Annotated in this window: 19 protein-coding genes and 1 pseudogene; 8 read left to right on the top strand and 12 right to left on the bottom strand. The window is 75.5% G+C overall.

Annotated features, from left to right (window positions below):
- Positions 1-74 precede the first annotated feature (74 nt).
- The gene (locus G1H19_RS19005) at positions 75-674 is read left to right on the top strand and encodes a TMEM165/GDT1 family protein (RefSeq protein WP_174278045.1); all 600 of its coding nucleotides are present in this window, start codon (positions 75-77) and stop codon (positions 672-674) included.
- A 126-nt stretch (positions 675-800) separates the two neighbouring features.
- Entirely contained in the window at positions 801-2,294 is a 1,494-nt protein-coding gene (locus tag G1H19_RS19000; RefSeq protein WP_152729269.1) for a sensor domain-containing diguanylate cyclase, read from the top strand.
- A gap of 9 nt (positions 2,295-2,303) precedes the next feature.
- Here the strand turns inward: G1H19_RS19000 and G1H19_RS18995 are convergent, their stop codons facing one another.
- Positions 2,304-2,750, bottom strand: a complete 447-nt coding sequence (locus G1H19_RS18995; protein ID WP_152729267.1) for an SRPBCC family protein — start codon at positions 2,748-2,750, stop codon at positions 2,304-2,306.
- Positions 2,751-2,759: 9 nt separating this feature from the next.
- Positions 2,760-4,826, bottom strand: coding sequence for an NAD(+) synthase (locus G1H19_RS18990; RefSeq protein WP_152729265.1), 2,067 nt, complete (start codon positions 4,824-4,826; stop codon positions 2,760-2,762).
- 81 nt (positions 4,827-4,907) lie between these two features.
- Between G1H19_RS18990 and G1H19_RS18985 the strand changes: the two genes are divergently transcribed.
- Positions 4,908-5,813, top strand: coding sequence for a 3-methyladenine DNA glycosylase (locus G1H19_RS18985; RefSeq protein ID WP_162392874.1), 906 nt, complete (start codon positions 4,908-4,910; stop codon positions 5,811-5,813).
- Here the strand turns inward: G1H19_RS18985 and G1H19_RS18980 are convergent.
- Complete coding sequence (locus G1H19_RS18980; RefSeq protein ID WP_235909571.1) at positions 5,760-5,924, bottom strand: hypothetical protein; 165 nt, start codon at positions 5,922-5,924, stop codon at positions 5,760-5,762. The genes G1H19_RS18985 and G1H19_RS18980 overlap by 54 nt on opposite strands.
- Before the next feature lie 215 nt (positions 5,925-6,139).
- On the opposite strand from G1H19_RS18980, the gene G1H19_RS18975 reads away from it, so the two are divergent.
- A complete protein-coding gene (locus G1H19_RS18975) occupies positions 6,140-6,892 on the top strand; it encodes a MerR family transcriptional regulator (RefSeq protein ID WP_152729263.1) in 753 nt (250 codons plus the stop codon).
- 59 nt (positions 6,893-6,951) lie between these two features.
- Here the strand turns inward: G1H19_RS18975 and G1H19_RS18970 are convergent, their stop codons facing one another.
- From G1H19_RS18970 to G1H19_RS18945, 6 genes are all read right to left on the bottom strand, one after another.
- A complete protein-coding gene (locus G1H19_RS18970; RefSeq protein ID WP_235928092.1) occupies positions 6,952-7,740 on the bottom strand; it encodes a polyprenol monophosphomannose synthase in 789 nt (262 codons plus the stop codon).
- 45 nt (positions 7,741-7,785) lie between these two features.
- Positions 7,786-8,400 carry a class F sortase gene (locus G1H19_RS18965; RefSeq protein ID WP_235928091.1) on the bottom strand — a complete coding sequence of 205 codons (615 nt, stop codon included), beginning with the start codon at positions 8,398-8,400 and terminating at the stop codon, positions 7,786-7,788.
- A gap of 25 nt (positions 8,401-8,425) precedes the next feature.
- On the bottom strand, positions 8,426-9,379 hold the full coding sequence (locus G1H19_RS18960) for a DUF4397 domain-containing protein (RefSeq protein ID WP_152729261.1): 954 nt from the start codon (positions 9,377-9,379) through the stop codon (positions 8,426-8,428).
- Positions 9,380-9,504: 125 nt separating this feature from the next.
- A complete protein-coding gene (locus G1H19_RS18955; protein WP_162392871.1) occupies positions 9,505-10,545 on the bottom strand; it encodes an LLM class F420-dependent oxidoreductase in 1,041 nt (346 codons plus the stop codon).
- A gap of 107 nt (positions 10,546-10,652) precedes the next feature.
- Entirely contained in the window at positions 10,653-11,447 is a 795-nt protein-coding gene (locus G1H19_RS18950; RefSeq protein WP_152729259.1) for a methyltransferase domain-containing protein, read from the bottom strand.
- Between the two features lie 258 nt (positions 11,448-11,705).
- Positions 11,706-13,238: a glycerol-3-phosphate dehydrogenase/oxidase gene (locus G1H19_RS18945; RefSeq protein ID WP_162392870.1), complete on the bottom strand. Its 1,533-nt coding sequence runs from the start codon at positions 13,236-13,238 to the stop codon at positions 11,706-11,708.
- A 38-nt stretch (positions 13,239-13,276) separates the two neighbouring features.
- On the opposite strand from G1H19_RS18945, the gene G1H19_RS18940 reads away from it, so the two are divergent.
- A complete protein-coding gene (locus tag G1H19_RS18940; RefSeq protein ID WP_162392869.1) occupies positions 13,277-14,938 on the top strand; it encodes an FAD-binding oxidoreductase in 1,662 nt (553 codons plus the stop codon).
- Positions 14,939-15,007: 69 nt separating this feature from the next.
- Complete coding sequence (locus tag G1H19_RS18935; RefSeq protein ID WP_152729255.1) at positions 15,008-15,364, top strand: STAS domain-containing protein; 357 nt, start codon at positions 15,008-15,010, stop codon at positions 15,362-15,364.
- Positions 15,365-15,367: 3 nt separating this feature from the next.
- On the opposite strand, the gene G1H19_RS18930 is transcribed toward G1H19_RS18935, so the two are convergent.
- Entirely contained in the window at positions 15,368-15,640 is a 273-nt protein-coding gene (locus tag G1H19_RS18930) for a hypothetical protein (RefSeq protein WP_152729253.1), read from the bottom strand.
- A 53-nt stretch (positions 15,641-15,693) separates the two neighbouring features.
- On the opposite strand from G1H19_RS18930, the gene G1H19_RS18925 reads away from it, so the two are divergent.
- The gene (locus G1H19_RS18925; protein WP_152729251.1) at positions 15,694-16,935 is read left to right on the top strand and encodes an arginine deiminase; all 1,242 of its coding nucleotides are present in this window, start codon (positions 15,694-15,696) and stop codon (positions 16,933-16,935) included.
- Positions 16,936-17,035: 100 nt separating this feature from the next.
- On the top strand, positions 17,036-18,988 hold the full coding sequence (locus G1H19_RS18920) for a sensor domain-containing diguanylate cyclase (protein WP_152729249.1): 1,953 nt from the start codon (positions 17,036-17,038) through the stop codon (positions 18,986-18,988).
- Positions 18,989-19,010: 22 nt separating this feature from the next.
- Here G1H19_RS18920 and mmsB read toward each other — a convergent pair whose 3' ends face one another.
- Together mmsB and G1H19_RS18910 are read right to left on the bottom strand one after the other, a co-directional pair.
- Positions 19,011-20,270, bottom strand: a complete 1,260-nt coding sequence (gene mmsB / locus G1H19_RS18915) for a multiple monosaccharide ABC transporter permease (protein WP_152729247.1) — start codon at positions 20,268-20,270, stop codon at positions 19,011-19,013.
- Positions 20,270-20,457, bottom strand: a pseudogene (locus G1H19_RS18910) (ABC transporter ATP-binding protein); the annotation flags it as partial. The pseudogene G1H19_RS18910 and the gene mmsB, both read right to left, overlap by 1 nt.

Genomic DNA, 20,457 nt, shown 5'->3' with positions numbered 1-20,457 from the left:
TGCACACGTGTGCGCTGCCGGTCGGAGGCACCCCGCCGCCGACGGCCGCGTGCCGAGCGGAAGCGAGAACACCTGTGGTCCTGTCCGTCATCGCGACGGCGTTCATCGTCGTCCTGCCGGTGGAGCTGCCCGACAAGACGCTGTTCGCCGCCCTGGTGCTGGCCACCCGGTTCCGGCCGCTGCCGGTGTTCGCCGGGGTGGGCGCTGCCTTCGCCCTGCAGTCCGCGATCGCCGTCACCGCCGGCAGCCTGCTGTCCCTGCTGCCCGAGGCGGTGGTCAGCAGCGTGGTCGCCGTCCTGTTCCTGGTCGGCGCGGTGCTGCTGTGGCGCAGCGCCACCGCGGGCCCGGAGGACGACGAGCAGGACGCCGCGGCCCGCGAGCCCGTCTCCGCCATGCGCGCCGCGGCGATCTCCTTCGGGGTGCTCTTCGCCGCCGAGTGGGGTGACCTCTCCCAGCTGGCCACCGCGGGCCTGGCCGCCAGCTACGACGACCCGCTGTCGGTGTTCGCCGGCGCCTGGGCGGCCCTGCTGGTGGTCTCCGGGCTCGGCATCCTGCTGGGTCGCACGCTCGCCGACCGGCTGCCGATCCCGCTGATCCGGCGGGTCGCCGCCACCCTGTTCGGTGTGTTCGCGGTCGTGGCCGCGGTGGAGACGGTGCGCCTGCTGACCAGCTGAGACGCCCTCCCCACGAGGGGTGTACCGGGCGCACCGGCCGCTCAACACGGGCACCGGACCTGCCGACCCGTCAGTGAGCGCAGTGTCCGCACCGAGGGCACCGCACCGCCCGGAGAGGTCGACCCGATGGCGCTCCACCTCGACACCGTGCGTGCCCGGCCGGCCGTCGACCCGGACGACCCGGACCTGCACCAGCGGCAGCACGACATCCTGGCGCGCTACGACCTGCTGGACTCCCCCGAGGACGCCGAGCTCGACGCCGTGGTGCGGGTGGCCGCCGCGATCGCCGGCGTCCCGACCGCGAGCGTCAACGTGCTCGACACCGAGCGGCAGTGCTCCGTCGCAGCCACGGGCGGACCGCGCCCGGGAGCACCACGCACGTCATCGATCTGCCACCGGGCCTCGACCCTGGGCCGGCCGTGGGTGGCGGAAGACCTGCTGGCCGACCCGGACCTCGTCGACCACCCCTTCGTCGACGGCCGGCTCGCCCAGCTCCGGCTGTACGCCAGCGTCCCGCTCGTCGTGGAGGAGGTGCCGATCGGGACGCTGTGCGTCTACGACGTGCGGCCCGGCGCGCTGAGCGCCGACCAGGTCGACCGGCTGGTGGACCTCGCGGCCATCGTCGTGGCGCTGCTGGAGCGGCGGCGGCAGACCCGGGAGTCCACCCGGCTCGCCGTGGCGGCCGACCAGGCCCGCACCCAGCTGGCCGCGGTCCACGCGGAGCTGACCCGGCGCCGGGCCTTCGAACTCGCGCTGCTCGACGCCCTCCCGCTGGGCGTCGTCGCCGCGGACGCCGACGGGACGGTCACCCTGTTCAACCGGGTCAGCCGGGAGTGGCACGGCAGCGACAGCGACCGCGCCGTGCCGCACCACGAGCTGGCCGGCCGGTACGACCTGCTGGAGCCCGACGGCGTCACGCCGCTGACGCCGGAACGGATCCCGCTGGTCCGAGCACTCCACGGCGAGCACCTCGCCTCCGGCGTCGAGATGGTCATCGCCCCGGCCGGGCTGCCGACCCGCACGGTGCACTGCCTGGCCGTGCCGGTGCACGACCCGTCCGGCCAGTTCCTCGGCGCGGTGGCCACGATGTCCGACGTCACCGAGCAGCGGGCGATGGAGCAGCAGCTGCGCCAGGCGGCGCTGCACGACCCGCTCACCGGGCTGCCCAATCGCAGCCTGCTCGTGGACCGGCTGGAGCACGTGCTGGCCGCCTCCGACCGGGACGGTGCCCACGTCGGTGTCCTCTACTGCGACCTCGACGGCTTCAAGGCCGTCAACGACCACCACGGGCACGCCACCGGCGACGCCGTCCTGCGGGAGGCGGCGGCGCGGATGGCCCACGCCGTGCGCCCGGGCGACACCGTCGGCCGCATCGGCGGCGACGAGTTCGTGGTGCTGTGCCCCGGCGTCGGCGACATGGCGACGGCGACCCGGATCGCTGCCCGCATCGAGGCCGCCCTCACCGAGCCCGTCGTGTGTCCCGACGGGCTCCGGCACCACATCGGCGTGAGCGTCGGCGTCGCGCTCAGCCAGGAGGCGTCGACGCCGGAGACGGTGCTGACCGCCGCCGACCAGGCCATGTACGCGGTGAAGTCCGGCCGCCGGGCCGCGCGCGCCTGACCCGGGCGCTCAGCTGCCCGGCGTCGTCCGGCGCTCGGCGATCGCGGCGAGCCGGGACAGCGACTCCTCGTTGCGCCGGGCCAGCACCAGCTCGGACAGCGGGTTGTGCAGCCACGCCCCGGGCCCGGAGACCGGCGTCTCGTGCATCCGCACCCGGGTGCCGGTGCCCTCCGGTTCCAGGGTCAGCTCGATCCGGGCCTCGCCGAGCGGGCGGCCGCGGGCGGTGAGCACCAGCGACCGCCCCGGGTCGACCGCCTCCACCCGGGTCTCGTCGTCCAGGGTCAGCGGCCAGTTGCCCGACGCGTGGTGGATGCGGGTGCCGACGGCCGGCCAGCCGGCCTCGACGGCGCGGATGTGCGAGGCGCCGACCACCCAGTTGCTGTAGCTCCAGCCGTCGGCCAGCACGCCGAAGACGTCGTCGGGCGACGCAGCGATGTGTCGTTCCAAAGTGGCCATGGTCGCCCCCTACCCCGGCAGCTCGGTCGGCACCCCGGCGTGCAGGTCGGCCAGCCAGAGCGCGGCCGACCCGTCCGAGGGCGCTCGCCAGTCACCGCGCGGGGACAGCGAGCCACCGGCGGACACCTTCGGCCCGTTCGGCATGGCGGAGCGCTTGAACTGGCTGAACCCGAAGAACCGCTGGCAGAACACCTCCAGCCAGTGCCGGATCTCGCCCAGGTCGTAGGCGACGCGCTTGGCCTCCGGGAAGTCGTGCGGCCAGTCACCGGTGCCGGCGTCCCGCCAGGCGTGCCAGGCCAGGAAGGCGATCTTGGGCGGCCGGAAGCCGTAGCGCAGCACGTGGAACAGGGTGAAGTCCTGCAGCGCGTAGGGCCCGACCTTCGCCTCGGTGGACTGCACCTGCTCCCCCGGCACCAGCTCCGGGCTGATCTCGGTGTCCACGATCGCCTGCAGGGTGGCGCCGACCTCGTCGTCGAACTGCCCGCTGCCGGCGACCCAGCGGATCAGGTGCTGGATGAACGTCTTGGGCACCCCGCCGTTGACGTTGTAGTGGCTCATCTGGTCGCCCACCCCGTAGGTGGACCAGCCCAGCGCCAGCTCCGAGAGGTCGCCGGTGCCGAGCACGATGCCGCCGCGCTGGTTGGCGATCCGGAACAGGTAGTCGGTGCGCAGCCCGGCCTGCACGTTCTCGAAGGTGACGTCGTAGACCGGCTCGCCGTCGGCGAACGGGTGGTCGATCTCGTCCAGCATCAGCCGCGCCGTCGGCGTGATGTCCAGCTCGGCGGCGGTGACCCCGAGCGAGCGCATCAGGGCGTGCGCGTTGCCCTTGGTGTGCTCGCTGGTGGCGAAGCCGGGCAGCGTGAACGCCAGGACGTCGCTGCGCGGCCGGCCGGCCCGGTCCATCACCTGGGCGGCCACGATCAGCGCGTGGGTGGAGTCCAGCCCGCCGGAGACGCCGATGACCACCTTCGGGTCGCCGATCGCGGCCAGCCGCTGGGCCAGCCCGGCCACCTGGATGTTGTAGGCCTCGTAGCAGTCCAGCTCCAGCCGGGCGTCGTCGCTGGGCACGAAGGGGAAGCGCTCGACCTCCCGGCGCAGGCCCAGGTCGCCGTCCGGGGGGTCGAGGGTGAACTCGACCCGGCGGTGGCCCAGCCGGTCCGCCAGGGCCCGCCGGTTGTCGTCGAAGGTGCCCGTCCGCATCCGCTCCTGGCGCAGTAGGTCCAGGTCGACGTCGGCGACCGCGCGCCGGTCCCCGTCGGGGAAGCGGTCGGTCTCGGCGAGCAGCACGCCGTTCTCGTAGACCATCGTCTGCCCGTCCCAGGACAGGTCGGTGGTCGACTCGCCCTCCCCGGCGGCGGAGTACACGTAGGCGGCGAGGCAGCGGGAGGACTGGGAGCGGCACAGCAGCCGGCGGTCCTCCGCCCGGCCCACGGTGATCGGCGAGCCGGAGAGGTTGAGCAGCACCGTCGCCCCGGCCAGCGCCGCCTCCGCACTCGGCGGCACCGGCACCCACATGTCCTCGCACACCTCGGCGTGCACCACCAGGCCCGGGACGTCGGTGGCGGTGAACAGCAGGTCCGGCCCGAACGGCACGTCGACGCCGCCCACCCGGATCTCCCCGCGCTGGTCGTCGCCGGGGGCGATCTGGCGCCGCTCGTAGAACTCCCGGTAGGTCGGCAGGTAGGACTTCGGGGCGACGCCGAGCACCCGCCCGCGGTGCACCACGACGGCGCAGTTGTAGATGCGGTTGCGGTGCCGCAGCGGGGCGCCGACGACCAGCACCGGGAGCAGACCGGCCGAGCCCGCGACCACCGTGGCCAGCGCCGCCTCCACGCCGTCCAGCAGGGTGTCCTGCAGCAGCAGGTCCTCGATCGAGTAGCCGCAGAGCCCCAGCTCGGGGAACACCGCGACGCCGACGCCCTCGGCGTCGCAGGCCCGGGCCTGGCGCAGCACCGCCTCGGCGTTGGCCGGCGGGTCGGCGAGCGCGATGCGCTGGGTGCAGGCCGCGACCCGCACGAAGCCGTGCCGGTAGACCGACCGGAAGTCCCGTTCCCGCTGGCCGACCTGGGCGTCCATGCGCCCAGTTTCCCGTGCCCGCTCGCACCGTGGGGCGGCGGGTGCCCCGGACGGGGGACGCCGGCTGCCTACCCTGGCCGGGTGGAGACCCTGGCCCGCGAGCGGTGGACGGCGCTGGAGCGCGCGCACGCCGACCGGCTGTCGCCGTGGACCGAGCCGCACCGGGAGCGGCGCGGGCGCGGCGAGGACCACCCGGTGCTCGACTTCCTGTTCACCTACTACTCGCAGAGCCCGGCCAAGCTGCTGCGCTGGCACCCCGGGGCGGGGCGGGTGCTGCTGGACGCCGACGAACGCGCCGGGTGGCCGCTGTACACCCGGGTCGGCGACGGCGTCGGCCTGGACGTCCCGGCGTTCCTGGCCCGGCGGGGCGACGCCGTCCGGCACACCGCGCGACTGCTCCGCGCGACCGCCGGGCGCGCCGGCCAGTTCGGCTGCTTCGGGCTGCACGAGTGGGCGATGGTCTACCGGCCGGCGGCCGGGGAGCTGCGGCACTCGGCGGTGCCGCTGCGCCTGGGCCAGGCCGGCACCGACGCCGTCGTCGAGTCGCACCGCGTCGCCTGCAGCCACCACGACGCGTTCCGGTTCTTCACCGGTGCCGGCGCCCCGCGCAACGAGCTGGCCCCGACCCGAGAGAGCCAGGTGCGGCTGGAGCAGCCCGGCTGCCTGCACGCCACGATGGACCTCTACAAGTGGGCCTACAAGCTCGCTCCCGCGGTGCCCGGTGAGCTGGTGGCCGACTGCTTCGCCCTGGCCGCCGACGTCCGCGTGCTGGACATGCGGGCCTCGCCCTACGACCTGGCCGACGCCGGGTACCCCCCAGTGGCGATCGAGACCCCCGAGGGCAAGGCGGAGTACGCAGCCGCCCAGCGCGGCTTCGCCGAGCGGGCGGCGCCGCTGCGCGCCCGGCTGCTGGCGGTCTGCGACGCGCTGCTGTCAGCCGAGGGGCGGGATCCAGTCGACGAGGGCGCGGCCGATCTCGTCGGGTGAGTCCTCGGGCACGACGTGCGCCCCGGGCACCGTCACCTCGGTGAGCGCCGGCCAGCGGTGGGCCCGCTCGCGCTGCCGACCGACCAGGATCGACCCGGGCTCGGCGTTCACGACCAGCGTGACAGGGCCGCACGAGGGGCCTTTCCCGCGGAAGTGGCCGCACGAGAGGGCCCTTCCCGCGGAAGTGGCCGCACGAAGGGGCCCTTCCCGCGGAAGTGGCCGCACGAAGGGGCCCTTCCCGCGGAAGTGGCCGTGTGGGAGGAACGGGCTTGACCCTGACGTGGCGTCAGGCTGTTGCCTGGGGCGCGTCAGGAGAGGAGGACCCGATGAACGTGGGCGACGTCGCCCGGCTGACCGGCGTGACGGTGCGCACCCTGCACCACTACGACCGGATCGGGCTGGTGCGACCGGAGGGACGCACGCCGGCGGGCTACCGCGTGTACGGCGAGCGGGACCTGGACCGGCTGCAGCAGGTGCTGGTCTACCGGCAGCTCGGGTTCCCTCTCGAGGAGGTCGCGGCCCTGCTGGACGACCCGGAGGCCGATGCGCTGGAGCACCTGCGCCGGCAGCACCGGTTGTTGCTGGAACGGGTCGACCGCGTGCAGGAGATGGTCGCGGCCGTCGAGAAGGAGATGGAGGCACGGCAGATGGGGATCTCCCTCACCCCGGAGGAGCGGTTCGAGGTCTTCGGCAGCGAGGACCCGGCCCGGTACGAAGAGGAGGCCGAGCAGCGCTGGGGCGACACCGAGGCCTGGACGCAGTCCCGGCAGCGGACGGCGCGCTACACCAAGGAGGACTGGAAGCGGATCCGGGCCGAGGACGAGGACCTGGAGCGCCGGTTCGCCGCGGCCATGACCGAGGGTGCAGCGGCCGACTCCGGCCGGGCGATGGACCTGGCCGAGGAGCACCGGCAGCGGATCGACTCGCTGTACTACGACTGCCCACCGGAGATGCACGCCGGCCTCGGCCGGATGTACGTCGAGGACGAGCGCTTCACCGCCTACTACGAGCGGGTCGCGCCCGGGCTGGCGGCCTACGTCAGCACGGCCGTGCAGGCCAACGCCGCCCGCCAGGGCTGAGCTCCGCCGTCCCGGTCGTGATGCCGTCCCGGTCCCGCGGCTGCAGGACCGGGACGGTCTCACGGGCGGGCGTCCCGCGGGGACGCGGCGTGGCTGTCGGGGGCGGAGCCGGCGCGGGGTCGCCGGGCCTGGCCGCGGGCCACCCGGCCCAGCTGCCCGCTGCGTTCGGCGATCGCCCACCAGGTGATCCGCAGCAGCGACTCCCGCACGATGTCCCCGCTCATCTTGCTCGCCCCGTGCACCCGCTCCACGAACGTGATCGGCACCTCGATCACCTGGTAACCCGCCCGCAGCGCCCGCCACACCAGGTCCACCTGGAAGCAGTACCCGTGCGAGGCGACCCGGCTCAGGTCCAGCGTGGCCAACACCTCCCGCCGGTACGCCCGGTACCCACCCGTGGCATCCCGCACCCGCAGCCCCAACGCCCGCCGGGTGTAGGCGTTGCCCACCCGGGACAGCACCTGCCGGTGCAACGGCCAGTTCACCACCTCACCCCCGGCCACCCACCGCGACCCCAGCACCACATCGGCATCCGCCAGCGCCCGCAGGATCCGCGGCAACTGCTCCGGGGCGTGCGACCCGTCGGCGTCCATCTCCACCAACACGTCGAAACCCCGACCCAGCCCCCACGCGAACCCCGCCAGGTAGGCAGCCCCCAGACCCTCCTTCCCCGCCCGGTGCAGCACGTGCACACACCCATCGGCCGCCGCCAGCCCGTCGGCCACCTCACCGGTGCCGTCCGGGGACGCGTCGTCGACCACCAGCACGTGCGCCCACGGCACCGCCGCCCGCACCCGCGCCACGATCAACGGCAGGTTCACCCGCTCCTCGTACGTCGGCACGATCACGAGCACACGGTCGGCGGTCACTGGGCCCCCGGGTGGACGGCGCGGTCAGCCGACCGCGGTGGCGAAGACGACGGTGTTGTCGACGTAGGAGCGCTCGACCGAGTCGAAGTCACCGCTGCAGGTGATCAACCGCAGCTGGGCGTCCGGCGTCGGTCCGTACACCAGGTCGGTGGGGAAGGCGTCCTTGGGCACGGACACCAGCCGGTCGACCAGGAACCTCACCGTACTGCCGTCGGACAGCCCGACCGTCACCTCGTCACCGGGGCGCAGGTCCGGCAGCCGGAAGAACACCGCGGGGCCGTCGGCGGCCGAGTCGACGTGCCCGGCGATCACGGCCGGCCCCTGCTCACCGGGCAGCGGGCCGTCGGCGAACACCCCGGCCCGGGCGAAGTCCCGGGGCGCGGCCAGGCTCCCGTCGGGCAGCAGCGACAGCTGTTCCAGCGGGGCCGCGTCCACCCCGATCGCCGGGATCACCACCGAGGTGGCGGTGACCGTCGAGGCCGGCGGCAGCGGGGCCGGACCGGTCGGCAGCGCGGGGGTGGCCCCGGACGTGGCCGCGGCACCCGACGGGGACGGAGCGGCAGCGCTGTTCCCCTGGCCCCCGCACCCGGCCAGCAGCACCGCCGCCGTCACCGCGGCCAGGGCGCGAGCGCGCCTCACCGTGCGGTGCGGGCGGCGGGCCGGCTCACCGCTGGGACGCGCGGACCGGACGACGGCGGGCGACGGCGACGGCACCGGCACCGGCACCGGCAGAGAGCAGCAGGCCACCGGCCAGCGCACCGAGCGCCGGGGACGCGGTGGGGTCGACGGCCTGGGCGGTGGACCCGCCACCGGTCTCCACCCCGCCCTCGGGCACCTGCCCGCCGACGCCGGAGGCGTCGACGGTGGCCTCGATGGTCAGGGTGTCGCCGCGGTCGAGCACGGTCAGCGTGCTCACCGTGCCGGGCTGCACGGTCACCTCGGTGGTGACCGGCTGGCCGGAGGCACCGGTGAGCTGCACGGTCCACACGCCGGGCGGGATGGAGGCGTACCCGGTGGCCGACCCGAAGGCGGCGTCCTGGGCGATCACCGGGCCACCGGCGGCCGTGACCGAGACGGTCGGCGAGGAGACGGAGGCCTGCACCAGCCGGACGCGGCTCTCGCCCGCGGCCGGCGGTGTCAGGTCGTCGGTGAAGACGACGCCGGTCAGGTCGGCGTTGGCACCGACGGCCGCGACCGTGTAGGCCTTGCCGTCCTCCACGGTGACCGCCTGGGTGACCACGGGGGTGGAGCCGGGCGCAGCACCGGCCGGCAGCATCGAGGCGGTGTACGTGCCGGCCGGCACCCGCTGGTAGTCCGAGATCGTGCCGTAGTCGACGTCGGACAGCGAGATCGTCTGCCGGCTGTCGCTGAACGCGGTGAGCGAGACGTCGACGGCCGGGGTGTCCGGCGAGTAGTGCGCCAGCCGCACCCAGCCCTCACCCGAGCCGGGGGCGGGGGCGGGGGCGTCCTCGGCGGCCGAGGCGGGGGCGGCCAGGGCGACCAGCGCCGACAGGAGCAGGACGCAGAGGGCGGCCGGCGTCCACGCCCGGGACGTCGGTCGGGTGGAGATCGTCATGGTGTCCTCGGGGTCGGGGCGGCGCATCGGCACGGCTGGCATCACCGTGCGTCATCGGGCGACCGGGCTCCTCTGCCCGTGAGCTGCGAAGGTAGTCGAACATCCCGGGAACGCCAGCCCACCGCCCACCGGACGGCGACTCTGAGTAAGGCGTTTGGAGCGGTGGGTCAGGGCACCAGGCGCCGCAGCGTCTCCACCGTCCGCAACCGCTCCTCCCGGCCGCCACCGGCGACCGACAGGCTGAGCGTGGTCACCCCGGCCTCGGCGAACGCGGCGACCCGCTCGGCCACGTGCCCCTCCGGCCCGACGATGGTCACCGCCCGCACCAGCTCGTCCGGCAGCCGGGCCGCGGCCTCGTCCTTCCGCCCGGCGAGGTAGAGGTCCTGCACCTCCCGGGCGGCCTCCTCGTAGCCGTAGCGGCAGGCCAGCTCGTTGTAGAAGTTCTTGCCCCGGGCACCCATGCCGCCGATGTACAGCGCCATCGACGGGCGGGCCCGGTGCCGCAGCTCCTCGACGTCGTCGCCGATCGCGACGGTGACGGTGACCGCGGTCTGCAGCGGCCCCAGCGCCGGGTCCCGGACGGCGGCGCCGGCAGCCAGCGCCTCGCCCCAGACGCCGGCCGCCTTCCCCGGGTGGAAGAACACCGGCTGCCAGACGTCGGCGATCTCGGCGGCCAGCTCCACGTTCTTCGGCCCGATCGCGGCCAGCAGCACCGGGATCCGCTCGCGCACCGGGTGGTTGATCAGCTTCAGCGGCTTGCCCAGCCCGGTGCCCCGGCCGGCGGGCAGCGGCACGGTGTAGCGCGGCCCGTCGTGCTCCAGCCTCTCCCGGCGCCACACCTGCCGGCAGATCTCGACCACCTCGCGGGTGCGGCCCAGCGGCGCGTCGTACGCCACCCCGTGCCAGCCCTCCACCACCTGCGGGCCGCTGGCGCCGAGGCCGAGGGTGAACCGGCCGTCGGAGACGAAGTCCAGCCCGGCCGCGGTCATCGCGGTCAGCGCGGGGGTGCGGCTGTAGATCGGCAGGATGCAGCTGGCCAGCTCGACCCGCTCGGTCACCGCCGCGAGGTACCCCAGCTGGCTGACCGCGTCGAAGCTGTAGGCCTCCGGCACGAAGACGGTGTCCAGCCCGGCGCTCTCCAGGTCGCGGAGCTCGGCCACCGCCTCGGTGAAACCGCCGGAGTAGTCGAGCTGCAGGCCCAGGCGCACGGTGCACTCCCCTCGCGGTGCGGACGCCGTCGTCCGCCCCTGCCGCGCACTCTGCCAGCTCGCCGTGGAGTGTCACGAGCGAGAGCTGCTGCGCTCCCGCACTCCACTCAGACGCGGACCAGCAGCTCGCCGTGCAGGAGTGCCAGCCACCCGTCGTCGGCCTCGGCCCAGCGCAGCCACGCCGCCGCCACCTCTGCGAGCTCCTCCGCCGTGGCGTGCCCGCCGGCCACCGCCTGCTCGGCGAACGCCGACGCCGTGGCCCGCCCGGCCCACGACGTCCCCCACCACCGGCGCTCCTCCGGCGTCGCGAAGCACCAGGACGACGTCGTCGCGGTGAGGTCCCGCAGGCCCGCGGCGTGCGCCCAGGACAGCAGCCGGCGCCCGGCGTCGGGCTCGGCGTCGTTGCCCCGGGCGACCCGGGAGTAGAGGTCCAGCCAGCGGGTCAGGCCCTCGTCGGCCGGGAACCAGGTGGTGGCGGCGTAGTCGACGTCGCGCACGGCCACCACCCCGCCGGGCCGGCAGACGCGGGCCATCTCCCGCAGCGCGGCCACCGGGTCGGTGAGGTGCTGCAGTACCTGGTGGGCGTGCACCACGTCGAAGGAGTCGTCGGCGGCGTCCAGCGCGTAGACGTCGCCGACGGCGAACTCGGCCGGCACGCCCTCGGCGGCGGCCAGCGCCCGGGCCTCGTCCAGCGGCGCCGGGGAGACGTCCAGGCCGAGCACCCGGCCGGGCGCCACCCGCCGGGCCAGGTCCACGGTGATCGTGCCCGGACCGCACCCCACGTCGAGCACGTCGAGCCCCGGCCGCAGCTCGCCCAGCAGGTGCGCCGCCGAGTTCTGCACCGTGCGCCAGCGGTGCGACTGCAGCACCGGCTCGGCATGGCCGTGGGTGTACCTGTCCATGCCCGCAGCGTGGCACGCCGTCCCGTTCCACGGGAGACCCGTCCCGCTCCACGAGACGACACCCCCGCCCCAGCGACCTTTGCCGCGCGAACGGCCTTGCACGGCGGCCACTTCCGCGGAAAGGGCCGTGCAGGGCGGCCACTACCGCGGGAATGGCCGCGCGCGGGGCGGCCACTTCCGCGGAAAGGGCCGTGCGGGGCGGCCACTTCCGCGGGAAGGGCCGTGCGGGGCGGCCACTTCCGCGGAGAGGGCCGGGGGTCAGGACTCGGCGGCGAGGACCTGCTCGGCGACGGGGACGGCGGCGGCGCGGTCGGCGGGCACCAGGCCGATCCGGGTGCGCCGGTCGAGCAGGTCGGCCACCGTGCGGGCGCCCTCGGCGCGCACCGCGAACACCAGCTCGCCCACCGTCTCCGGCCGGCCCTCGACCACCGGATCCGCACCCAGCGCGGCCACCGCGGGCGCCTCGGTGCCGTACCGGCCCACCAGCCAGGACGACGCCGGGACGCCGGACAGCACCCAGGGCGGGGCGGCGCCGACCAGCGGCAACCGGTCGGTGACCGAGCGGGTCGCGCCCCGGCCGAGCCGCGCGACGGCGGCGTCCACCACGTCCTCGGCCATCGCGCGGTAGGTGGTGAGCTTGCCGCCGACGACGGTGAGCACCGCGCCGTCCCAGGTCAGCAGGTGCCGGCGGGACAGGTCGGCGGTCGCCTCCCCCGGGCCGGCTCCGGCCGAGGCCGGCAGCACCAGCGGGCGCAGCCCGGCGTAGGCGCCGACCACGTCGGCGGGGGTGAGCGGGTCGGCGAGCACCCGGTTCACCGTGTCCAGCAGCTGGCGCACCTCGGCGGGTGAGGGCACCGGGTCGGCCAGCGGCACCGGCCCGTCGAGCGGCTCGTCGGTGATGCCGAGGAACACCAGGCCGCCGGGCTGCGGCAGCGCGAACACGTAGCGGGTGCGGGAGCCGGGCAGCGGCACGGTGAGCGCGGCCGACGGCGACCCCAGCCGCTCGGCCCGCAGCACCAGGTGCGACCCGCGCGAGGGCGCCAGCCGGGTGCCCGGGGCCAGGTCGGCCGACCAGACACCGGCCGCGTTCACCACCACCCCGGCGCGCACCCGGTGCAGTACCCCGTCCACCGACACCTCGGCCTCGGCCCCGTCGACGGCGGTCACCGCGGCGCCGGTGAGCACGGTGGCGCCGGCGTCGACCGCGGTGCGGGCCAGGGCGACCACCAGCCGGGCGTCGTCGGCGAGCTGGCCGTCCCAGAACACCACCCCGCCCCGGCCCCGGGCCAGGCCCGGCACCAGGGCGGCGGCCCGGCCGGCGTCCACCCGGCGGGTGCGCGGCAGCAGCCGCCGCCCGCCGGGCACCGAGGCGCGCACCGCGTCACCCAGCACGCCACCGAGGCCCGCCAGCGCGCTCACGTCGCCGCCGAGGGCCGAGGGCACCAGGAACGGCAGCGGGCGCACCAGGTGCCCGGCGGTGTGCCGCATCAGGACGGCGCGCTCCCGGGCGCTCTCCCGGGCCAGCCCGACCTCGCCGTGCGCCAGGTACCGCAGGCCGCCGTGCACCAGCTTGGAGGACCAGCGGCTGGTGCCGGCCGCGAGGTCCGCGCGCTCGCAGAGCAGCACCGACAGCCCGCGGGTGGCCGCCTCCAGCGCCACGCCGGCGCCGGTGACCCCACCACCCACCACCAGCACGTCGACCTGCGAGCCGTCCAGCGCGGCGACGTCCCACACCCGGCGGGCGGCGCTCAGCGCCCCCCGGGGGCCCGGCTGCGCTGCCCCGCCTGTCACGACGGGTGTCCGGGGTCGGGCACCGGCAGACTGTAGCCGTGCCCGAGCAGTCCGAGCTGACGATCCAGGGCTGGGGCCCGCCCCCGTCGCACCCCGGCGGCGGGGACGCCGACACCCCGGCCGCGGTGCTGCCCCGGCCGGCCCGCCGCTTCCTGACCCGGGAGCTGGGCTGGACGCCGCGGGCCACCCCACCGGTCCCGGTCGGCGACATCCGGGTGGCCGCGTCCCGGCTGCCGGAGGCCGCCCGGCAGGCGTTCACCGAGCTGCTCGGCGCCGGCGAGGTGTCCGAGGACCGGGACGCGCGGCTGCGCCGCACCGGCGGCAAGAGCTACCTGGACCTGCTGCGCCGGCGCTCCGGCGACGCCTCCGACGCCCCGGACGCCGTGCTCACCCCCGGCACCACCGAGGAGGTCGCCGCCGTGCTGCGGCTGTGCAGCGAGCACGGGGTCGTCGCGGTGCCGTTCGGCGGCGGCACCAGCGTCGTCGGCGGGCTGTCCGGCAGCGACGCCGACGACCGGCCGGTGGTCGCCGTCGACCTGGGCCGGATGAGCTCGGTGCGGTCGGTGGACGTGCACTCCTCGCTGGTCACCGTCGGCCCCGGCATGCGCGGCCCGGCGCTGGAGGAGGCCCTGGCCCGGGACGGGCTCACCCTCGGGCACCTGCCGCAGAGCTGGGAGTACGCGACGCTCGGCGGGTACGCCGCCACCCGGTCGGCCGGGCAGTCCTCCACCGGGGTGGGCCGGTTCGACGACCTGGTCGCCGGGCTCACCCTGGCCACCCCGGCCGGCGTCCTGCAGCTGGGCCACCCGCCGGCCTCCGCGGCCGGGCCGGACCTGCTGGGCCTGGCACTGGGCTCCGAGGGCACCCTCGGCGTGATCACCGAGCTGACCCTGCGGGTGCGCCCGCGGCCGCGCGGTCGGCACTACGAGGGCTGGTCGTTCCGCACCTGGGCCGCCGGGCTCGCCACCCTGCAGCAGCTGGCCCGGCACGACCTGCTGCCCGACGTCGTCCGGCTGTCCGACGCCGACGAGAGCCGGGCGACGCTGCTGATGGCCTCCGGGGTCGGCGCCCGGGCAGTGCGCGGGTCGCTGCGGGCGCGGCGCCGCGGGCAGGGCTGCCTGCTCGTGGTCGGCTGGGAGGGCATCCCGTCGGTGGCGCGGGCGCGCCGCCGGGCGGCGTCGTCCCTGCTGCGGGACGGCGGCGCGGTGCGGCTCGGCGGGGGCGTCGGCCGGGCGTGGGTGCACGGCCGGTTCTCCGCCCCCTACCTGCGCGACCGGCTGCTGGACCAGGGGCTGCTGGTGGAGACGCTGGAGACCGCCGCCACCTGGACGGCGTTGCCCACGGTGTACGACGCGGTGCGGGCGGCGCTGCGCGGGGCGCTGGACCGGGGCGGCCGGCACCCGCTGGTCATGACCCACCTGAGCCACGGGTACCCCACCGGCGCCTCGCTGTACGTGACCGTGCTCGCCGACCGGGACGACGCCCTGCCCATCCAGCAGTGGCTGGGCGCCAAGCGGGCCGCCACCGACGCGCTGCTGGCCGCGGGCGGCACGCTGACCCATCACCACGCGGTCGGCACCGACCACCGGCCGTGGCTGGCGCAGGAGGCCGGCCCGCTGGGCATCAGCCTGCTCCGGGCGGTCAAGCAGCAGCTCGACCCGACCGGCGTGTGCAACCCCGGGGTGCTGCTGCCCGACTGAGCGACCCCGACGGGTGTGTCGGACGGTCACAGTGGTTGCCTGCCGCCGTCCGGGGGTAGGGGCGCCGTCATGTCTGGGTCGAACAACGTGCCCGACGGCGTCTCGCAGGGTCGTGTGTGCCTGGTCGACGACGCCGGCCAACCCGTCCTGCACTTCTCCGGTGAGATCGACCGCCAGGTCGTCCGCGAGTTCCGCGTGACCGTGCCACCCGCGCGCTGGCCGGCCCGGGCCGACGTCCGGGACGTCACCTACATGAGCTCGGCGGGGCTGGAGCTGCTGGTGCACCTCGGGCGGAAGCAGAAGCGGGCCGGCTGCGAGCTGGAGCTGGTGGAGCCCTCCCGGGCGCTGCGCGAGCTGCTGGCGCAGACCGGGCTGTACCGGGTGTTCCGCTCGGTGTCCGCGGCCCGGGCCGACGCCCGCTCCTGACCCCTAGGGTCGGTCGCCGCGCACCAGCAGCCGGGGGACGACGGCCCGGGCGACGAGCCCGCCGAGGACCGCCGCGACGACGATCACCGCGGCCCACCCGAGCATGCCCACCTGCTCGACGCCCAGGGCGTCCAGCACGACCAGCAGCACCCCGGCGACCAGCAGCCCGGCGCCCAGCGCGAAGGACAGCGTGACCAGCCGGGGCAGCGGGGCGTCGCCCACGGGTCGGCGGTCGGGCCGGCTGCGCCGGCGCGGGCGGGGGGTCTCGTTGGTCACCGGGACAGTGCACCACGGCGCGCGCCCGGAGCAGCTGTGCCAGCCTCTCCCCCATGCAGATCTCCCCGCCGCCAGGTGACCCGGCTCCGCTGGGCGCGACGAGCGAGGTCGGGCGGCTGTCCACGGTCGTGCTGCACCGGCCCGGCGCCGAGCTGCGCCGGCTGACCCCGCGCAACAACGACCAGCTGCTGTTCGACGGCGTGCCCTGGGTGGCCCGCGCGCAGGAGGAGCACGACGCGTTCGCCCAGGCGCTGCGCGACCGCGGCGTCGAGGTGCTGCACCTGGACGCGCTGCTGGCCGACGTGATGGCCCTGCCCGAGGCCCGCACGTCGCTGATCGCCGCCGCGGTCGACGACCCCCGGCTCGGGGCCACGCTGCGGCACGCCACCACCGCGCACCTGTCCGGGCTGGCGCCGGCCGACCTGGCCGCGACGCTGATCGCCGGGCTGGCCCACGACGAGCTGCGCGGCGGGCGCGGCCTGGCCTACCAGGTGATGGAGCGCGGGGACTTCGTGGTGCCGCCGCTGCCCAACCTGCTGTTCACCCGGGACTCCTCGGTGTGGGTGGGCGACCAGGTGGCGGTGACGTCGCTGGCGATGCCGGCCCGGCACCGGGAGAGCACGATCACCGCCGCCGTCTACGCCCACCACCCGCGGTTCTCCGGCGCCGAGCAGCTGTACGGCTCGGAGCTGGAGCACCTGGAGGGCGGGGACGTGCTGCTGCTGGCCGCCGGCGTGGTGGCCGTCGGCGTGGGCGAGCGGACCACACCCGGGGGCGCGGAGCGGCTGGCCCGGCGGGTGTTCGCCCGGGGGCTGGCGCACACGGTGCTGGTCGTCCCGATCGCGCAGGAGCGGGCGATGATGCACCTGGACACCATCTGCACGATGGTCGACGTCGACGCCGTGGTCATGTACCCGGCCGTGGCCGACCACCTGCAGGCGTGGACGGTGACCGCGGGCGAGCAGCTGCCCGATGACGACGACACCACCGAGCTGTCGGTGACCGGGCCGCAGCCGTTCCTGGTGGCCGCGGCCGCCGCGATGGGCATCGACCGGCTGCGGGTGATCGACACCGGCCTGGACCCGGTCACCGCCGAGCGCGAGCAGTGGGACGACGGCAACAACACCCTGGCGCTGGCGCCCCGGCTGGCGGTGGCCTACGAGCGGAACACCGTGACCAACGCGGCGCTGGAGGCGGCCGGCATCGAGGTGGTGCCGATCGCCGGGTCGGAGCTGGGCAGCGGCCGGGGCGGCCCGCGCTGCATGTCCTGCCCGGTGCGGCGCGAGCCGCTCTGACCTCACCCCCGGGAGGCAGGGGTCGGGGCCGGCGCTCCAGCGGCCCCCCGCCGGGTCCGATGACCACGACATGCGAGGGACGCCGCGGACACGCGCGCACGTGGCGACCCCGCGCGCCGTGTCACCGGCCGTCGGGGACTCCGCCCGGGCCGCCGTCGGCGTCTCCGCCGGCCTGGCGGCGGTCTACCTGCTCATCGCCGCCTTCCAGGCAGCGCTGCTGCCCGGGCACCAGGCCGTCTGGGTGTCCGGGATCGCCCTGCTCACCGTCGCCGTGCTCCTGGTGGTCGCCGTCATCCTGGCCCGGGGCATCCGGCGCGGTCACCGGCAGGAGGTCCGCCACGCCGACCTGCTCGGTATCGCCCCGGTGGTCAACGTGGTCACGCTGCTGCTGGCGACGCAGGGCGCGGTCCAGGTCGCCGAGTTCACGCTGACCATCGTCGCCCTCGCGGCCGGCGTGCGCTCGACCGTGCTCGCCACCCTGATGACCGGGACCCTGGTCGCGTGCTGGTCGGCGACCCTCGTGCTGTGGCCCACCGCCGACGGGACGCCGGGCGAGCAGGCCCCGGCCGTGGTCGTGGCACTCGTCGTCGGCATGATCGTGCACGCGCTGCGCCGCCGCCGGGAGGCCCTGCTGAACCGCGTGGTCGTCGAGCTGGACGACCGCACCCGCGCGGCGGAGCGGACGGCGGCAGCCCTGGCCGAGGCCGAGGCCGACGTGCGCGTGCTGCTGGACTCCTCGCCCGTGGGCATCACCGTCACCGACGCCGAGGGCCGTTTCCTGTCGGTCAACCCGGCGTTCTGCGCCCTGGTCGGCCGCCCTGCCGACTCCGTGCTCGGGTCCACCAGCACCGGCTTCACCGATGCCGCGGACCGGGACCTCGTGGTCACCCTCGACTGGGTGCGTGGGTCGAGCGGTGGCGTCGGCCGGATGGAGAAGCGCTACCGGCGCCCGGACGGCGAGCTGCGCTGGGCGCAGATCACCGCCACGGAGCTGCCCGGCTCCGACCGGCGGGTCGTCGCCTACGTGCACGACGTCACCGACCGCCGGGCCGCCGAGCAGGCGTTGCACGAGTCGCGGGCCGACCTCGCGGCGATCGCCGGCGCCATGCGCCGGGTCCGGGCCGGTGACGACGTCCGGTCGACGATCGTCGCCGCCACCCGGGCGATCGCCCAGGCCGACACGGTGTCCCTGTTCGAGCCACCGCTCGACGCGCCGGACCCCGACTCCCTGGTGCTGGGGACGTCGTCCCACCCGCACCTGCGCGGCACCACCGTGCCGCTCGGCACGGTCTCGGCCACGACCGAGGTGTACCGCACGGGCCGGCCGCTGTTCCTCGCCGACCCGGCGGAGCATCCCCTCGTGGACAACGCCCTGCTGGCCCTCTCCGGCGCACGGTCGGTCATGTGGCAGCCGATCACCCAGCGCGGGGTGACCCGCGGCGTCCTCGGCGTCTCGTGGTCCGAGCGGGTCGACTCGGTGACCGACCACCGCGCGGCCGCGGTCGCGATGCTGGCCGACGAGGCCGCCGTCGCCCTGGAGAACGAGGACCTGCTGGCCCAGCTGCGTGCGTCGGCGACCACCGACGCCCTCACCGGCGTCGGCAACCGGAGGGCCTGGGACGCCGCGCTCGCCGGGCTGGCGGCGTCCGCCGCGCGGGACGGCCGCCCGCTGACGGTGGCACTGCTGGACCTCGACCACTTCAAGCGCTTCAACGACACCTTCGGGCACCCGGCCGGCGACGACCTGCTGCGGCGCTTCGCCGGCCGCGCCCTGGGCCTGCTGCGCCCCGGTGACGTGCTGGCCCGCTGGGGCGGGGAGGAGTTCGCCGTCGCGCTGGCCGGCACCACCCCGGCCGAGGCCCGGGTGGTGCTGGAGCGGCTGCGCGGCGCCGTGCCCGACGGCCAGACCTGCAGCGTCGGGATGGCCGCGTGGCACGCCGGCGACCGGCCCGGCGACGTGCTCGGCCGGGCGGACGCCGCGCTCTACCGGGCCAAGGCGGGCGGCCGCGACCGGCTGGAGACGGCCGACCCGGCGGTGCTGCCGGCCGGCTGAGCGGCCGGCCGGGCCCCGTGGGTCAGCGCGAGGCGCCGGCCCGCCGCTTGTTGTAGACGTCGAAGGCGACCGCGAGCAGCAGCACCAGGCCCTTGACCATGGCCTGGGTGGACTGGTCGATGTTCATCAGCTGCATGCCGTTGCTCATGACCGCGACCAGCAGGCCACCGACGACGGCGCCCACGATCGTGCCCACGCCACCGGTCACGGCGGCGCCACCGATGAAGACCGCGGCGATGGCGTCCAGCTCGAAGGCGTTGCCGGCGCTGGGCTGGGCACCGTTGGACCGCGAGGAGTAGATGACCCCGGCGACGCCGGACAGCAGGCCCATGTTGACGAAGATCCAGAAGTTGACGGCCTTGACCTTCACCCCGGACAGCGTCGCGGCGGACAGGTTGCCACCGATCGCGTAGACCTGGCGGCCGAACACGGTGCGCTTGGTGATGATCCCGTAGGCGATCACCAGCACGCCCAGGATGATCAGCACGATCGGCAGGCCGCGGGCGTGCGCCAGCTGCCAGGCGAACGCCATGACCACGGCACCGACGACGACGATCTTGGCGACGAACAGGCCCATCGACTCGACCGGCTGGCGGTACTTCACCCGGGCGACCCGGGTGCGGTAGACGCTCACCGCGTACCCGCCGACGGCGAAGGCGCCGATCAGAAGCGTGAACGCGTCGTAGCCGTTGCCGCCCAGCAGCCCGTTGAGGAACCCGCTGGCGGTCTTGCTGTACTCCGACGGGAACGGCGACAGCGAGACGTTGTTCAGCACCTCCTGCGTCATGCCGCGGAACAGCAGCATGCCGGCCAGGGTGACGATGAACGCGGGGATGCCGATGTAGGCCACCCAGAACCCGTGCCAGGCGCCGACGACGATGCCCACGGCCAGCGCCGCGATGATGCCGACCCACCAGGGCTGGCCCTCACGGATGACCAGCACCGCCGAGACGGCACTGGTCAGCGCCACCACCGACCCGACGGACAGGTCGATGTGGCCGGCGATGATCACGATCACCATGCCGATCGCCAGCACCAGGATGTAGCTGTACTGCAGCACGATGTTGGTGAGGTTGCCCGGGCTGAGCGACGTGCCGCCGGTCAGCACGGCGAACAGCACGACGATCGCCACGAAGGCGATGTAGATCCCGCTCTGCCGCAGGTTCCGGGTCAGCAGCGTGCGGATGTCGCTGGTGCCGGTGTGCAGGGCGGCCGAGGCTGGCGGCTCCGCCGGCGCCCCGCCCGGGGCACGGTCGGGCTGCGGTGGTGCGGTCGTGGCCATCAGACGAGCTCCCTCTCCTTGGTCATGAGAGTCATGAGGCTCTCCTGGCTGGCGTCGGCCACCGGCAGCTGGCCGGTGATCCGGCCCGCCGACAGCGTGTAGATGCGGTCACAGATGCCGAGCAGCTCGGGCAGCTCGGAGGAGATCACCACGACGGCCTTACCGGCCTCGACCAGCCGGTTGATGA

Source organism: Goekera deserti, from assembly GCF_010685995.1.
In the GTDB taxonomy this organism is placed as follows: domain Bacteria; phylum Actinomycetota; class Actinomycetes; order Mycobacteriales; family Geodermatophilaceae; genus Goekera; species Goekera deserti.
Note: the sequence above shows the minus strand (reverse complement) of the source record. Positions and strands in the feature narration are given on the sequence as shown.

Coding starts and splice junctions, on each gene's coding strand:
- G1H19_RS19000 (WP_152729269.1), top strand. CDS start 801: ATGGCGCTCCACCTCGACACCGTGCGTGCCCGGCCGGCCGTCGACCCG.
- G1H19_RS18960 (WP_152729261.1), bottom strand. CDS start 9,379: ATGCCAGCCGTGCCGATGCGCCGCCCCGACCCCGAGGACACCATGACG.
- G1H19_RS18975 (WP_152729263.1), top strand. CDS start 6,140: ATGAACGTGGGCGACGTCGCCCGGCTGACCGGCGTGACGGTGCGCACC.
- G1H19_RS18935 (WP_152729255.1), top strand. CDS start 15,008: ATGTCTGGGTCGAACAACGTGCCCGACGGCGTCTCGCAGGGTCGTGTG.
- G1H19_RS18990 (WP_152729265.1), bottom strand. CDS start 4,826: ATGGACGCCCAGGTCGGCCAGCGGGAACGGGACTTCCGGTCGGTCTAC.
- G1H19_RS18995 (WP_152729267.1), bottom strand. CDS start 2,750: ATGGCCACTTTGGAACGACACATCGCTGCGTCGCCCGACGACGTCTTC.
- G1H19_RS18950 (WP_152729259.1), bottom strand. CDS start 11,447: ATGGACAGGTACACCCACGGCCATGCCGAGCCGGTGCTGCAGTCGCAC.
- G1H19_RS18925 (WP_152729251.1), top strand. CDS start 15,694: ATGCAGATCTCCCCGCCGCCAGGTGACCCGGCTCCGCTGGGCGCGACG.
- mmsB (WP_152729247.1), bottom strand. CDS start 20,270: ATGGCCACGACCGCACCACCGCAGCCCGACCGTGCCCCGGGCGGGGCG.